At 67.2% G+C, this 15087-nt stretch carries 15 protein-coding genes; 6 read left to right on the top strand and 9 right to left on the bottom strand.

All coding sequences use genetic code 11. The annotated features are described in order from the left end of the window. The first annotated feature begins 113 nt into the window (after positions 1 to 113). A complete protein-coding gene (gene phbB, locus J7520_RS05945) occupies positions 114 to 860 on the top strand; it encodes an acetoacetyl-CoA reductase (RefSeq protein ID WP_291185309.1) in 747 nt (248 codons plus the stop codon). 60 nt (positions 861 to 920) lie between these two features. Here phbB and J7520_RS05940 read toward each other — a convergent pair whose 3' ends face one another. The 8 genes from J7520_RS05940 to J7520_RS05905 all read right to left on the bottom strand — a co-directional run bounded on the left by J7520_RS05940 (position 921) and on the right by J7520_RS05905 (position 9749). Continuing rightward, positions 921 to 1940: a hypothetical protein gene (locus J7520_RS05940; protein ID WP_291185306.1), complete on the bottom strand. Its 1020-nt coding sequence runs from the start codon at positions 1938 to 1940 to the stop codon at positions 921 to 923. Positions 1941 to 1996: 56 nt separating this feature from the next. Next, positions 1997 to 2563: a DUF2058 family protein gene (locus tag J7520_RS05935; RefSeq protein WP_291185304.1), complete on the bottom strand. Its 567-nt coding sequence runs from the start codon at positions 2561 to 2563 to the stop codon at positions 1997 to 1999. Between the two features lie 222 nt (positions 2564 to 2785). Then, positions 2786 to 3001, bottom strand: coding sequence for a SlyX family protein (locus J7520_RS05930; protein ID WP_291185301.1), 216 nt, complete (start codon positions 2999 to 3001; stop codon positions 2786 to 2788). Further along, positions 2998 to 4137 carry a GDP-mannose 4,6-dehydratase gene (gmd, locus tag J7520_RS05925; protein ID WP_291185297.1) on the bottom strand — a complete coding sequence of 380 codons (1140 nt, stop codon included), beginning with the start codon at positions 4135 to 4137 and terminating at the stop codon, positions 2998 to 3000. Before gmd ends, J7520_RS05930 begins: the two co-directional genes overlap by 4 nt. Before the next feature lie 80 nt (positions 4138 to 4217). Beyond that, positions 4218 to 5561: a DUF1501 domain-containing protein gene (locus J7520_RS05920; protein ID WP_291185294.1), complete on the bottom strand. Its 1344-nt coding sequence runs from the start codon at positions 5559 to 5561 to the stop codon at positions 4218 to 4220. An 11-nt stretch (positions 5562 to 5572) separates the two neighbouring features. Next, positions 5573 to 7360 carry a DUF1800 domain-containing protein gene (locus J7520_RS05915; RefSeq protein WP_291185290.1) on the bottom strand — a complete coding sequence of 596 codons (1788 nt, stop codon included), beginning with the start codon at positions 7358 to 7360 and terminating at the stop codon, positions 5573 to 5575. A gap of 153 nt (positions 7361 to 7513) precedes the next feature. After that, positions 7514 to 8857, bottom strand: a complete 1344-nt coding sequence (locus tag J7520_RS05910) for a UDP-glucose/GDP-mannose dehydrogenase family protein (protein WP_291185288.1) — start codon at positions 8855 to 8857, stop codon at positions 7514 to 7516. A gap of 82 nt (positions 8858 to 8939) precedes the next feature. Then, positions 8940 to 9749, bottom strand: coding sequence for an FKBP-type peptidyl-prolyl cis-trans isomerase (locus J7520_RS05905; protein WP_291185286.1), 810 nt, complete (start codon positions 9747 to 9749; stop codon positions 8940 to 8942). Positions 9750 to 10048: 299 nt separating this feature from the next. Between J7520_RS05905 and J7520_RS05900 the strand changes: the two genes are divergently transcribed. From J7520_RS05900 to J7520_RS05880, 5 genes are read left to right on the top strand one after another with little or no spacing between them, the layout of a single operon-like run. Next, positions 10049 to 10435 (top strand): hypothetical protein, encoded by a 387-nt coding sequence (locus J7520_RS05900; RefSeq protein ID WP_291185284.1) that lies wholly within the window; start codon positions 10049 to 10051, stop codon positions 10433 to 10435. 5 nt (positions 10436 to 10440) lie between these two features. Next, the gene (locus tag J7520_RS05895; protein WP_291185281.1) at positions 10441 to 10809 is read left to right on the top strand and encodes a GntR family transcriptional regulator; all 369 of its coding nucleotides are present in this window, start codon (positions 10441 to 10443) and stop codon (positions 10807 to 10809) included. Beyond that, entirely contained in the window at positions 10806 to 11687 is an 882-nt protein-coding gene (locus tag J7520_RS05890) for an ABC transporter ATP-binding protein (RefSeq protein WP_291185278.1), read from the top strand. The genes J7520_RS05895 and J7520_RS05890 overlap by 4 nt, the downstream gene beginning before the upstream one ends. Then, positions 11684 to 12661 (top strand): hypothetical protein, encoded by a 978-nt coding sequence (locus J7520_RS05885; RefSeq protein WP_291185276.1) that lies wholly within the window; start codon positions 11684 to 11686, stop codon positions 12659 to 12661. The genes J7520_RS05890 and J7520_RS05885 overlap by 4 nt, the downstream gene beginning before the upstream one ends. Before the next feature lie 32 nt (positions 12662 to 12693). Then, positions 12694 to 13914 carry a serine hydrolase domain-containing protein gene (locus tag J7520_RS05880; protein WP_291185273.1) on the top strand — a complete coding sequence of 407 codons (1221 nt, stop codon included), beginning with the start codon at positions 12694 to 12696 and terminating at the stop codon, positions 13912 to 13914. Between the two features lie 6 nt (positions 13915 to 13920). On the opposite strand, the gene J7520_RS05875 is transcribed toward J7520_RS05880, so the two are convergent. Then, entirely contained in the window at positions 13921 to 15039 is a 1119-nt protein-coding gene (locus J7520_RS05875) for a hypothetical protein (RefSeq protein ID WP_291185270.1), read from the bottom strand. Between the last annotated feature and the right edge of the window lie 48 nt (positions 15040 to 15087).

The raw sequence follows: 15087 nt of genomic DNA, 5'->3' as shown, positions 1-15087 counted from the left end.
CCGTGCCTTTCGGGGCTTGACACCCTCCTGCCGCATTCCTAGCATCCCGCGCGCTGCGCCGCAGCAAACTTCGGCTGCGCCGATTGCCGCAGCGCACGAGCAGGAAGTCATCGATGAGCAAGCGTATCGCGGTCGTCACCGGCGGAATCGGCGGACTCGGCACAGAAATTTGCAAATACCTCGCCCGTTCCGGGCGCTTCGTCGTCGCCGCCGATCTGGCCAGCCGCAGCGAACGCGTCGACGCCTTTCGCCAGGAGATGGCCGAATTCGGTGATTCCGTCACGTTCGAACCGCTCAACGTGGCCGACTTCGAAGCCTGCGCCGCCCTCATCGAGCGCGTCACCAAGGACCACGGCCCCATCTCGATCCTGGTCAACGCGGCCGGCATCACGCGCGACACGAGCTTGCGCAAGATGGCACCGGAGCAATGGATCGACGTGCTCAAGGTCAATCTCGAAGGCGTGTTCAACATGTGCCGGCACGTCGTCGACGGCATGACCGCGCAAGGCTTCGGCCGCATCGTCAACATCTCATCGGTGAACGGCCAGACCGGCCAGTTCGGCCAGACCAACTACTCGGCCGCGAAGGCCGGCATGCACGGCTTCACGATGGCACTGGCACGCGAAGTCGCGCGCAAGGGCGTCACCGTCAACAGCGTTTCGCCCGGCTACTGCAAGACCGCCATGGTCATGTCCGTGCCCGAGGACATCCGCAACCAGATCGTCGCCGACATTCCGGTCGGACGTCTCGGCGAGCCGCACGAAATCGCGCGCGTGGTCGATTTCCTTTCCGCCGACGATGCCGGCTTCATTACCGGTGCCAACATTCCGGTCAATGGCGGCTACTTCATGAACTATTGACGGAAAGCCGCCTTGCAGCGCGGCTGCAAGGCGATTCCGTCATCCGTTCGCAGGAGCGACTCAGTAGTCGTACCCGTCGATGAAGAGAAAATCCTCGGGATTGCGCACGCAGTCGTAGGTGACGACGTGGCGCGGACCGGTTTCGACGACCTCGAAATCGGTCACGCGCGGCGCCGGAGTGCCGTCGACGAAGACCTGCTCGTCGATGCCGAGCGCGGCCCATTTCGCCGTCGTGTAGCGATCGCTCTCGCCCGTCAGCGCGATGTTGCCGCCGTCTGCGAGCACGATGCCATAGCGCTGCATGGTTCGCAGCAGAACCTTGGCGGCGGCGTTGTAGCCGCTCGTGTCGAAATCGGCGCGCAGGCGCATGCGTACGCCATACGGCACGCTCGTCTGCGGACCGCTGGTCACCCGCGTGCCGTGCGTGGCCGGATGCACGTAACGATCGTCGGCGATGCGCGCATTGGGCAGGATGAAGCGGATCGCGTGGCCGATGTCGCCCTCGACCGCCATCGCGGCGGCGACCTCGTCGGCATTGAACAGCAGCGGCGCGATCGGAAAGCCTGCTGCGTCGGCGCTGGTGCATTGTTCGCCGCGGCCGTTGCGCGGGTAGCGTTTGGTCAGATCCCAGCGCAGCGCGCATTCGGTATCGATCGCGGTCGGGGTCACGTCGGTGGCGTAGGACTCGTACAAGGTCGTTCCCTGCACGACGAGCAGGTGGCAGTCGCCGCCGGACGCGCACTGATAGCCCGATTCGCCCTCGAGCGCGCCGCCGGGCGGCAACGGAAACGCGAAACCCGAATCGCAATCCGGCCCGCTGCCTTCGCCGGCCACCGGCAACGTCGGTGCGCCGGGCTGCGCATGCAGCACGTACATCGAAAAGTCGATCTGGAAAAGATCGCCATTGCCCCAGCCGCCGAGGCCTTGCAGGGCAGCCACCATCGATGCCGAATTCGGCGCCAGCGGCGCCCGGCTGACGTCCTGGTTCCAGACCGCGCCGGGCGGGAAGCGCGGCAGCGGCGCGGCGACCGCGAGCAGCGGCATTGCGCAGGCGGCAATCATCCAACCGCAGCGGCGCATTCCCCTCCTTCGCTCGCCGTCGCGACCCCGGAAAGAAAATCCGAGTGCGCTTGCGCCTACCAGACCAGATCGGCCGGCACGCCGTCGTCGTCGATCGCCTGCGAGTCGCACAGCAGAACCAGCGCTTCGGGATCGATCGTCTGCGCGGCAAGCCCGATTTCGCGTGTCACCAGCAGATAGCGCCCGGCGAATTGCGTGACCGCCAGCTCGCCGCCGTTCAATCGCGGCAACTGCTCGGCGGTCACGTAGATGCGCCGGATCTTGTTCGCGTGCGGGAAATGCCGCGGAATCTCCGCGGTCGCCTGGTTGAGCCCCTTGCCGTTCAGCAGCGCAGCGAGTTTCTGCTTGCGCTCCTTCTTCTCCCTCGCGCGCTGCTCCGCTTCGCGCTGTGCGCGCTCGCGCTCGTCGCGATCGTTCCTGTCGCGCAGCGCATACGCCTTGGCGAGGTCGATCTCGCCGCTCTCGCGCCGCGGCGGGCGCTGCTGTTGCTGCCCGCGCTGTTGTTGTTGCGGCCGTTGTTGCGGCCGCTGCGCCTGCTGCGGCCTTTTCTGAGGTTGCGGCTTGCTCTGCGGCTTCGCGACGAAGCCCGCTTTCAACAGCTGATCGCGCAAGGATTCGGACATGACTCGGACACCCACCACGAAACACACGTCATTTCGACGACGAAGAGCTTACACGAGCCGCGCGAACGGAAAAGCCCGCCCCCTCACGCCCGCCATCGGCCCCAATCCCCGCCGTCGGCTTTGATGAAGAGTGCGGCCACGGATGGCCGCGTTGAACGCCCCGTCCTACCGATCGACACGACACCTCTCTCTCCACAAGAGCAGCGATCATGGACGATCGCACTAGTAATGCGGCGGAGGCGGCTCGTCTCGCGCATCCGACGTCAGCGACCCGCGCATCGCCACCAGCTCGCTGCGCAGGCGATCCATCGCCAGTCGCATTTCCAGCAACTGCTGCTCGTGCGCGGAAACCGTGTCGTTGAGCACGTTCATCGTGTCGTCGACGAAGGCGAGCCGCACTTCGAGTTCGGTCAGACGGTCTTCGAGCGTGATGGTCATGCGTCGCGCCCCGGCAGGCGTTCGATCAGATGGCGGCCGTGGCGCGCGCCGATCGCGCCCTGCGCCTCGCGCTGCGCCAGCGCGAGGTCGGCAGCGGCCATTTCTCGCACGAGTTCGGCGAAGCTGGTCTTCGGCGACCAGCCGAGCCGTTCGCGCGCGAAACTCGCGTCGCCGAGCAAGGTGTCGACCTCGGCCGGTCGGTAGTACTGCGGATGGATGCGCAGGATTACGCTGCCGGGCTGTATCTTCGCACCGGGCGTGCTCACGCTGGCCACCACCGCGTGTTCGTCGGCGCCGGCGCCCTGGAACTCGAGCCCGATGCCCATCTCGCGTGCGGCCAGGATGACGAATTCCCGCACCGAATGCTGGATGCCGGTCGCGATCACGTAGTCGGCCGGCTGGTCCTGCTGCAGGATCAGCCACTGCGCCTCGACGAAATCCCGTGCGTGGCCCCAATCGCGTCGCGCGTCGAGATTGCCCAGATACAGGCAGTGCTGCAGCCCCTGCGCGACGCGCGCGAGGCCGCGCGTGATCTTGCGCGTGACGAAGGTCTCGCCGCGGATCGGCGACTCGTGGTTGAACAGGATGCCGTTGCAGCCGTACAGACCGTACGCCTCGCGGTAGTTCACGGTGATCCAGTACGCATACAGCTTGGCCACGCCGTACGGCGAGCGCGGATGGAACGGCGTCGACTCGCGCTGCGGCATCTCGCGCACCATGCCGTACAGTTCCGAGGTCGAGGCCTGGTAGTAGCGGCAACGATCGCCGAGGCCGAGGCTGCGCATCGCCTCCAGCAGGCGCACGGCGCCGAGACCGTCCACGTTGGCGGTGAATTCCGGCTCCTCGAACGACACCGCGACGTGACTCTGCGCAGCGAGGTTGTAGATCTCATCGGGTTTCACCTGCTGCAGCACGCGCAGCAGGCTGAGCGAATCGGTCAAGTCGCCGTAGTGCAGATGCACGCCGGGGCTCGTCTCGTCGAGCTCGTGGTAGAGATGATCGATGCGCTCGGTGTTGAACGAGGACGCACGCCGCTTCAAGCCGTGCACCTCGTAGCCTTTCGCCAGCAGCAGTTCGGCCAGATAGGCGCCGTCCTGGCCGGTGACGCCGGTGATCAATGCACGCTTTTTTTCCATCGCTCCCGCGCTTCGGACGTTCGACCGCAAAACGGGGATGGTAGCGGAAAAGCCCGGCCGGCGCGGTTGCGCCGGCCCGCTCAATCGAACCCGTTCGCGAAAATCGGATCGCCCGGCATCAGGCCCAGCGGACCCGGATAGGCGTAACCCGGAAACACGCTGGCGAGATCGGCGTTGCCGAGGTGGTCGGCCACGATCTCGCTGAGCACGCGACGCGAGTCGGTGGTGGTCGCGACGTCCTCGTTCTGGAACAGCTGACCGTCCTGCAGGCCGCCGAAGGTGCCGAACAGGCGGCCGCCCTGCACGCGCCCGCCGAGCACCAGCATCGGGTTGCCGCTGCCGTGATCGGTGCCGCGATTGGCGTTCTCGCGCACGCGACGGCCGAATTCGCTCTGCACGACGACGACCATGCGCCCGGCCATCTGGCTGCCGGCGAGGTCCGCATACAACGCGGACAGCACCTGCGACAAGCCGTCGACGCGCGCCGCGTACTGATTGGCGTTGAGATTGGCCTGATCGCCGGCGCCCTGGTTCTCGTGCGTGTCCCAGCCGCCGTAGTCGAGTGTGGCGACTTGCAGCCCGAGATCGCGCTTGGCGATGTTCGCGATCAGCTTGGCCTGGTTGGCGAGTCCGGCGGCGACGCCGGAGGTCGGGTAGTTCGCCCCCGGCGACGGCGTGTAGCTGGAGAGATTCAGCGAATCGATCAATTCGACCGTGTTCACCGCCCCGCTGCCGGCGAGGTCGAGCGCACCGCTGCCGGCGTACATCTGTGCCAGCGTCATCATCGTCGAGCGCTTGTACAGCGGTTGGCCGTCGACCTGGGTGCCGCTGTTCGCGTTCGGATGGAAGCTGGACGCATCGTCCAGCGTCATCGTGTCGCGCCGGCCGAGCAGACTGTCCGGCGGCGCCGAGCCCGAGGCGAGCGCCGGAATCCTCGCGCCGACGGGGACCTGTCCTGCCGATTCGAGATGGCGCGCGAGCCAGCCGCTGCTGCCGCGCGCATGGCCCGGCGTGCCGAGGTCGACGTAGTCCTGCGCATCGAAGTGACTGCGCGAAATGAACTCCAGCGGAAAGCCGACGCCGTGCACGATCGCCAGCCTGCCCTGCTGATACAGCTGATGCAGACCGCCGGCGGCGAAGTGCAGGCCGAAATTTCCCGACAGCGGCAGCGCCGCGGTCGGACCGCTGGTGCGGATGTTGATCGTCGGCCGCTTGGACTCGTACGGCGCCCGGTCCGGGCCGCTGATCGGCGGCACAAGATTGAGGCCGTCCATGCCGCCGCGCAGGAACACGAAGACGAGAAAGCGGTTGCCGGTCCACTCCGCGCGCGCCGGCCCGCTGCGCAAACCGAGCCGCATGCCGCCGAGCGCCGTCAGGCACAGGGTGGAACCTTTGAGAAAACTGCGCCGCGTGAGATTGCCCATGACGCCCTCGCTCAACGCGACATCGCTTGTGGACTGAACAGAATGCAGCCGACCATGCCGCGCAGCCGGTTGTACCAGTAGTTCGGCGCGCTGTTGGTGCCGATGCCCTGCGTATTGCCGGGCGTGCCGGTGCCGATCGCGGCGTCGGCCGGCCACATGTTGAGGCCGTCGGTGTTGCGGCACATGAAGTCGCGCACCTGCGCGTGCAGCGCGGTTCCGACCCAGCCGGCGATGGGATCGGGCACCCAGCCGAAGCAGCGCGCGAGCCAGAAATTCGCCAGCGCATTCGGCGTGTGCTGGGCGGGATCGCTGCCCAGTTCAGCCAGCGTCGTCGCCAGCACGGGTGCCAGCGGCGTCTGGCCGTTTCCGGTGCCTTCGTCGAGCGTCCAGTCGATCGTGCGCCAGGCCTGCACGAAGGCGGTGCTGCCCATCCAGTAGTCCGACGCGTCCGGAAAGCCGTTCGGCGGACGCCAGTCGAACGGTCGATGGCCGGTGCGGCGGAAGCGGTCCATGAACGCGTCGCTGCTCGGCGAACCGTTGCCGACGTTGCGGCGCACGGTGAAGTCGACGCTCACCGCGCGCAGCGCGGAAACCACCGTGTCGAACGGCCGCTTGACCTTGTTGCCGAAGTTCGCGACGTCGCCGAAGCAGCCGGAGACCGGCGGATCGCCGACTTCGCTGCCGTACAGCAGAACCGCGCGCACGACCTGCTTCAGCTGGTCGGCGTCGTTGCGCGCGACGAAGAACACGTGCGCGGCGTGGTCGATCACGGCCTGCGGCGGATCTTCGCCGAGGAAGCGCTGCGCCAGCTTGGTCGCAATGTGGCGGCCGGTGCCCGGATGCGTCGCGATGCGGTCGAGGAACGCCGCGATCTCGGAGTTCGGCGGCGTGTTCGCCGGCTGGAACAGGCCGAGCACGGTCTTCTGGCCGATGTCGTGCCAGGCGCCGATGAAGGTCTGCACGCCGTCGTTGGTCGTGCCGTTGCTGCCGTTGCCGAAGCTCCAGCCGGTCAGCGCGCGCGCCAGCTCGTAGACGTCGGCGTCGACGTAGCCGACCGGCATGCCGGCGCCGTCCTCGCCCGCCGGAATCGACGGCACCTCGCTCTGCTGCAGCTCCGGACCCAAGTAGTTCATCGCGCCGAGCGTGTGCAGCTCGAGGATCTCGCGCGCGTAGTTCTCGTTGAAGCTCGGCGCGCGATTGATGTAGTTGTCGAGGAAGTACAGCATCGCCGGCGACTCGAACGTCTTCTGCAGCATCGCGCGGAAATTGCCGAGCGAATGCTTGCGGATCACGTCGCGATCCCAGTGCGTCCAGGTCGGCGCGGCGTAGCGGTCGAAACCGTAGATGCTGAAATGGTCGTGCCAGAAGTCGGCCAGTTGCTCGATGAGCTGCCAGCGCGAATAGAACGCGCGCACGAACACGGCGCGCTCGCCTTCGCGGATCGGCAGGTCGCGCACGTAGGGACCGCCGGACGGGTTGCCGTTGACCTCGTAGTCGGCCCAGAGCTGGTCGAAGTTCTTGCCGAGCGTGACGTAGTCCGGGTGCGCGAGGCGCTGGTCGACGTCGGCATCGGTGACGTTGCCGGCGCCGTCGCGGGTCGGAGCGAGCTGCTCGTCGACGAAGGCGACCAGGCGGTCGGCGTCGCTCGCGCCGAGCGAATTGAAATGTTCGATGCTGTAGAGCGAACCGCGGCGCGGTCCGAAGCCGAGCCGACCGAGCACGTAGGCCGCGAACGGCGGCGGCGAAACCGTCGAGGAGAAACCGGCCGGCGAAGGCCCGCCCGCTTCGGCTCCACTCATCCGCTCAAGAAACTCCCGCCGCGTCGCGGACGGAATCCCCGAAATCTGCGCTGCCATGACACGCCCCGAGCCCCTGCGGAAGGCATCGTACCGATCTGCGGTGACAGGACTGTGCGGCGCTCCGCTATTCGTCGAGCGGAGCTGCGAAACTCGCTAGGCTTTTTTCCCGATCACGCTGCGGCCGCGGCCGATGCCGTAGTAGGCGAGCCCGGCCGCCTCGACCGTCTTCGGCTCGAAGATGTTGCGTCCGTCGAACACCACCGGATGCTTGAGCTGGCTGCAGATGCGCTCGAAATCCGGACTGCGGAACGCCTTCCACTCGGTCACGATCACCAGCGCATCGGCGCCCTCGAGCGCGGCGTACTGGCCGCACAGGACCAGGTCGTCGCGTTCGCCGTAGAGGCGCGCGGTCTCGGCGCTGGCCTCCGGATCGTAGGCGCGCACCTTGGCACCGGCCTGCCACAGCTGTTCGAGCAGGGTCCGGCTCGGCGCCTCGCGCATGTCGTCGGTGTTCGGCTTGAACGCCAGGCCCCAGACCGCGATCGTGCGACCCGCCAGATCCGCGCCGAAATGCCGCTCGATCAGCGTGAACAACTTGCGCTTCTGCGCCGCGTTGACCGCTTCGACGGCGCTGAGCAGGCTCGGCTCGTGACCGTACTGGCGCGCGGTGTATTCGAGCGCCTTGACGTCCTTCGGGAAGCACGAGCCGCCGTAGCCGGCGCCGGGATAGATGAAGTGATAGCCGATGCGCGGATCCGAGCCGATGCCGCGACGCACCAGCTCGACGTCGGCACCGACCTGCTCGGCGATGTTGGCGATCTCGTTCATGAAGCTGATCTTGGTCGCCAGCATCGCGTTGGCGGCGTACTTGGTCAGCTCGGCCGAACGCACGTCCATCAGCACGATGCGCTCGTGATTGCGGTTGAACGGCGCGTAGAGCGCCTTGAGCATCTCGACCGCGCGCGCGTTGTCGGCGCCGATGATGATGCGGTCCGGACGCAGGCAGTCCTGCACCGCGTCGCCTTCCTTCAGGAATTCCGGATTGGAGACGACGTCGAAGGTGACCTCGCTACCGCGCGCGGCGAGCTCGGCGATGATCGTCGCGCGTACCGAGTCGGCCGTGCCGACCGGAACCGTCGATTTGTTGACGACCACGGCATAGCGATCCAGGGAACGTCCGATCGTGCGGGCGACCGCCAGCACGTGCGAGAGATCGGCGCTGCCGTCCTCGTCCGGCGGCGTGCCGACCGCGATGAAGATCAGCTGCGCGTGCGCGATCGCACCGGCCGCGTCGGTGGTGAATTTCAGATGCCCGCTGGCGCGGTTCGCGCGCACGAGCGCTTCCAGGCCCGGCTCGTAGATCGGAATCTCGCCGCGCTCCAGGCGCGCGATCTTGTCCGCGTCGATGTCGACGCAGACCACGTCGTTGCCGACCTCGGCGAGACAGGTACCGGTGACCAGTCCGACGTAGCCGGTTCCGAAGATCGTCACGCGCATGCCAATTCCCTACTTTGGAAACAACACAAAAAACAAAGGCGCGCCGGTTTGCGGCGCGCCTTTGCGGACAACGGCAACCGGCTTACTTCTTCTCGCCGGCCTTCTCAGCAGCCTTGGCCGCCGGCTTCGCGGCCGGCTTGGCGGCAGCGGCGGGCTTCTCGGCCGGCTTTTCGATGTCCAGCAGCTCGACTTCGAAAATCAGCGTCGCGTTCGGGCCGATCTGGCCCGGCGCGTTCTCGCCGTAGGCAAGATCCGCCGGCACGAACAGCTTGTACTTCGAACCGACCGGCATCAGCTGCAGGCCTTCGCTCCAGCCCTTGATCACGCCGTTCAGCGGGAACGTGGCCGGCTGGCCGCGATCGTAGGAGCTGTCGAACTTCTCGCCGTTGATCTTGGTGCCGAGGTAGTTGACCTTGACCGTGTCGGTGGCCTTCGGCTTCGGACCGGTGCCTTCCTTCTCGGCGATGTACTGCAGGCCCGAGGCGGTCGTCTTCACGCCGGCCTTGCTCTTGTTGGCGGCGAGGAAATCGACGCCTTCCTTCTTGTTCTTGTCGGCGACGACCTTCTGCTCGGCGACGCGCTTGGCCTGCATCTGCTGCATGAAGGCCTGGCGCACCTGCAGCGCCTCCTCCTGGGTCAGCGAGGTCTTCTCGCCCTTCATCGTCGCTTCCAACGCCTGCTCGACCACCTTGATGTCGATGTCGTCCTTGATCGAGACCAGGCCGCGGCCGATGTCCATGCCGACCATGGTGCTGATCTTGTTCTTGTCGAGCGCGACAGCCGGCTTGGCCGCCTCGGTCTTCGCCGGGGCCGGGTCGGCGGCGAACGCGTGGCCGACGGAGAGACTGGCCACCAGCGCGGCCACGAGGGACTTCTGCACGAAACGCGTCATGTTTGCTCCTGGAAAAATTCGAAGTGGTGCCGGTCTGCAAGTCCGGCGGCACGGCCATGCGGCTGGCGGGCCGCCAATCGAGGGCCGCGTATTGTGGACGCGGCCTTCGACGTTGGCAAACCACCGCCTTGCGATGGAACCGGCGGTTTGAGGATGCGCTGGCGCCAAGGTTCCCGCGTGACCTCCATTCCGTTCAGCCAGGAATTCACCTCGGGAACGCGACCCTGCTTGACAGGCTCATTTTTAGTGTTATAGTTAACTACAACACTACTTCATCAATCGCCTCGTGGGAGGCCGCCATGTCGAATCGACTGATCCAACTTCTCGTTCTTGCCGCCGCGCTGTTCGGTACCGGCGCGACCGTGGTCGCCATCACGGGCCTCGGCGGTGCTTCGTCGAATCCGGTCGCCGCCGCGACGCCGACGACGGCCCCCGAGACGATGATCGTGCTGCCCGCCGTGGTGGTGCGTCCGGAGGCGGAAATCCCGGTGCTCGGCGAAATCACCGTCAGCCCGAGCCACGCCGAGCGCGTCGCCGCCGGCCTCGAGGTTCCCGCCAGCGACGACGCCCTGGATCGGGTCGCCGAGCGCGTGCGCAGTTCCTCGCGCGCCCTGCTCCCGGGTGGCGGTTTCGCCATGCCCTACTATTCCTTCGGCAAGCCTCTGCAGCACGCGAACAAGGAATGACGGGAATGAATATCGCCTGGAACGACTCGACGCCGATCTATCGCCAGCTGCGCGATCGCGTGGTGGCGATGATCCTGGACGGCGTCCTCAAGCAAGGCGACCCGCTGCCGTCGGTACGCCAGGTCGCCGGCGATTTCCAGATCAATCCGATCACCGTCTCGAAGGCCTATCAGGAACTGGTCGACGAGAACCTGGTGGAGAAACGAAGGGGGCTGGGCATGTACGTGACCGACGGTGCGCGCGAAGCGCTGCTGAAATCCGAGCGCGAGCGCTTCCTGCGCGAGGAGTGGCCGGCGCTGCACGCGCGGCTGAGCCGCCTCGGCCTGGATCTCGGAGAACTCCTGGAAGAAGCCCGGCGCGAGGAGTCGAAATGAACGCGACGGCGATGAACGATTCCGGCCCGATCGTACGCGCGCGCGGCCTGTCCAAGCGCTTCGGCACGACCAAGGCGCTCGACGCGGTCGACTTCGACATCGAAGCCGGCCGCATCATCGGCCTGATCGGCCCGAACGGCGCCGGCAAGACCACCGCGCTGAAGGCGATCCTCGGCCTCACCGATTTCGACGGCGAGCTGTCCGTGCTCGGCTTCGATCCGCGCAAGCAGCGCACCGAGCTGATGGAGCAGGTCTGCTTCATCGCCGACGTCGCGGTCCTGCCGCGCTGGCTGCGCGTGCGCGAGGCGATCGAATTCGTCGGCGGCGTGCACCCGCGCTTCTCGCACGAGAAATGCCAGGCGTTCCTCGCGCACACCAAGATCACACCCGGCATGCGCGTGCGCGAACTGTCCAAGGGCATGATCGTGCAGCTGCACCTGGCCCTGGTCATGGCGATCGACGCCAAGCTGCTCGTGCTCGACGAGCCGACGCTCGGCCTCGACATCCTCTATCGCAAGTCGTTCTACGAAAGCCTGCTGTCGGACTATTTCGACGAGAACAAGACCATCATCGTCACCACGCACCAGGTCGAGGAGATCGAACACATCCTCACCGACCTGATCTTCATCCGCGACGGCAAGATCGCACTCGCCGCGACGATGGACGAGGTCGGCGACCGCTATGCCGAAGTGATGGTCAATCCCGACCGCGCCGACGCCGCGCGCGCGCTGAAACCGCTGAACGAGCGGCAGATCTTCGGCAAGTCGATCTTCCTGTTCGACGGCATCGAACGTTCGCGCCTCGCCGAACTCGGCGAGCTGCACAAGCCGAGCGTGGCGGACCTGTTCGTCGCGACCATGAAAGGAACCTACGCATGAACCACCTGCCGCTGCTGCTGAAGCGCGAATACTGGGAACACCGCGGAGGTTTCCTGTGGACGCCGGTCTGGATCACCGCCGCGATCCTGATCATCACCGCGATGGGGATCGTCAGCGCCGAGATGTTCAGCACGAAGACGCAGGTGCACATCGGCTTCTCGCTCGACGAGCTGAGGGGCAGCATCAGCGCCGAGGACATCGCGCAGGCGGCCAACGGCCTGGACATGGCGCAGCTGGCGATCACCGGCATCGCCGGCATCGGTCTGTTCTTCGTCACCTTCTTCTATCTGCTCGGCGCGCTCTACGACGACCGCCGCGACCGCAGCGTGCTGTTCTGGAAATCGCTGCCGATATCGGATACGGCCACGGTCGTCTCGAAGGCGCTGGCGGCGCTGCTGCTGATGCCGGTCATCATGCTGGTCGTGGCGACGCTGGCCTATCTCGTCTTCCTCGTCCTGATTTCCCTGTGGGCGGCCGTGCACGGCGTGAATCCGATGCCGGCCGTGCTGGCCTCGCATCCGCTCGGCATGTTCCTGCGCTTCGTCGCCGCGCTGCCTGCGCAGATGCTGTGGGCGCTGCCCGCAGTCGGCTGGCTGCTGTTCTGGTCCGCCTTCGCGCGCAGCAAGCCGTTCCTCTGGGCCGTGCTGCTGCCGATCGTGGCGATCGCCGCGAACTGGTGGCTGGGCAAGATCGGCGGCGTGCACCTGACCGGCGACCTCAACCTCGGCACCATTCTCGGCCGCCTGCTGTTCAGCATCTTCCCCGGCAGCTGGCTCGGCGCGAACGGCGTCGCGGTCGGTGCCACGCGCATCTCGCTGAACCTCAACGACGACCACGTCGTCGGCAGCCTGGACCCGACTCGCATCTACGGCCTGTTGACCACCGCCGACCTGTGGATCGGCGTGATCGGCGGGCTCGCCCTGCTCGCCGGCGCGATCTGGCTGCGCGGTCGCCGCGTCGAAACCTCGGTCTGACGTTTGCGGCAGCTGCCGCGCTGGAGATCGGCATGCATCGTTTCGCCTTCCTCGCGAGCCTGCTCGCGCTGAGTGCCTGCGCCACGACTCCGCCCTCCTCGCCGCATCTGCGCGGTGCGGCGCTCGATCACGAAGTCGAGCAGCGGATGAGCGCCGCCGGAATTCCCGGGCTCGCCCTCGCCGTGATCGAGAACGGCCGCATCGTCCACCTGCGCGCCTACGGCAAGCGCGACCTGGAGCAGGACCTGCCGCTGACCACCGAGACGACGATGTACGCCGCCTCGATCACCAAGACGCTGTTCGCCTACGTCGTGATGACCCTGGTCGACGAAGGCCGCATCGACCTCGATCGCAGCATCGCCGACTACCTGCCCAAGCCGCTGCCGGACTACGCCAAATACGCCGATCTCGCCGGCGACGAGCGCTGGCGCACGATCACGCCGCGCATGCTGCTCGACCACACGACCGGCTTTCCGAATTTCCGCTACTTCACGCGGCAGGGAACCTACGACCCGAACGGCAAGCTGACGATCGAATTCGCCCCCGGCAGCCGCTACGCCTATTCGGGCGAGGGCATCAACCTGATGCAGTTCGTGATCGACAACGGCTTGAACGTCGACACCGGCGAACTGATCCAGGCGCGCGTGTTCGACCGCTTCGGCATGCGCGGCAGCGGCATGGTCTGGCGCGACGCGTTCGCGGCGAATCTCGCGATCGGCTACGACGAAGCCGGCAAGCCGCTCGGCCACAAGCGGCGCGGCGGCGTGCGCGCGGCCGGCTCGATGGACACCACGATCGCCGACTACGCGAATTTCCTCGCCGGACTCGCGCGCTGCGAAGGCCTCGGCGCGAAGAGCTGCGCGGAAATGAAGCGCACGCAGATCGCGATCCGCTCGGTGCAGCAGTTCCCGACCCTGTCGGAAGACACGACGACCGACAACGACCCGATCCACTTAGGCAGCGGATTGGGCATCGTCGCCTACGACTCGCCGCAGGGCCGCGCCTGGTTCAAGGGCGGCCACGACGACGGCACCAGGAATCTCGCCTTCTGCCTCGACGAAAAGCGCGACTGCGTGCTGATCCTCAGCAACAGCTCGAACGGCGAAGGCGTGTTCGCGTACCTGCTCCAGGCGACGCTCGGCCCGACCTGCCTGCCCTGGTTCTGGGCCGACTACGTGCCCTACGACCATCCGGAATGGCGCGGCGCCGAGGCGCGCCGGCAGTCGCATCCGCCGTGCGCGCCGCTGCGTTGACTCCGCTCAGCGGGCGAGGCTGCCGCGAATGCGGTACTTGCCCGGACCGTCGCCCTGCACCGACGACTGGCGCGTATCGAAGGAACCGTCGAGCCAGTAGCGCAGGAGATCCTTGCCGTCGCGCCGCACGACCACCGCCGAACCCGTTCCGGTGTAGACGACGTCGCCGGCGCGCAGCTGTTCGGCGGCGAGGCGATCGGTGATGCGGCGGCCGTCGTTGAACGCCTTTTCCAGGGCGAGGCGCACGGGGGCGCCGTCGGCCGGGACGCTGGCGACCACATCGGTCTTCGACGCGTCGAACTCGCGCCGCAGGCTGCCTTCGCCGCGGATCGCCGACATGACCTGGTAGCGATCGGTCGCCGCGGGCTTGAGCTCGCTGCGACGCAGATCGAGGTCGCCGTCGAGCCAGTACAGCACCGCCTTCAAACCCTCGCGGCGGATGACGCCGCGCACCGGCCCGTCGACGTAGATCATGTCGCCGGACTGCAGCGAGGCGACCGCCAGCAAACCTTGCGCGGGGCGGCCTTCGATCAAGGACTGGCGCATGCGCTCGCGGATCGCTTCGACGTCGGGCGCGGATTTCGGCACCGGCGGGCTCGCCGTCGAGCGCGGCGTCGGCAGCGCGACCAGCGGCTGGGCCGGTTTCGCGGCGCTGGCCTTCGGCGCCGGGGCCGGGGCAGCTGCCGCAGGTGCCGGGGCCGCAGCCACCGGAGCGGGCGCGACCGGAGCGGCTTCGACCGGCTTGGGCGCCGGAGCGGGTGCCGGTTCCGGCGCGGGCGCCTTGGCCGGAGCGGCCGCGACGGCCGGCGCCGGACGCGGCGGCGCCTTCGCGGGCTCCGGCTTGGCCGGCTTGTCCTCGACGCGCGCGAGCACGCTTTCGTAGAAACCTTCGCGCATCACCACCTCGCCCTGGCCCTTGCCGAGCTTGGCGGCGATCGACTTGTGCCACTCCTTCGGCGCGGTGACGACGACGCGCTTGCCTTCCGCCGCCGCCTGCTTGGCCAGCGCGGCGAGCCGCGCATCGCCCTTGCCGGCGGAGAAATCGGCGCCGCTGATGTCGACGCTCTGCTGCGCGGACGCGCTGGCGGCGAACAGAGCCGCCGCTAGGATCAGCTTCCTGGACATTTTGCTACTCCTTTATTTGTGGACTGGGCGCCCGGCTTCGCGGCGCAA

Source organism: Dokdonella sp. (assembly GCF_017744955.1).
Lineage (GTDB): Bacteria > Pseudomonadota > Gammaproteobacteria > Xanthomonadales > Rhodanobacteraceae > Dokdonella_A.
Note: the sequence above shows the minus strand (reverse complement) of the source record. Positions and strands in the feature narration are given on the sequence as shown.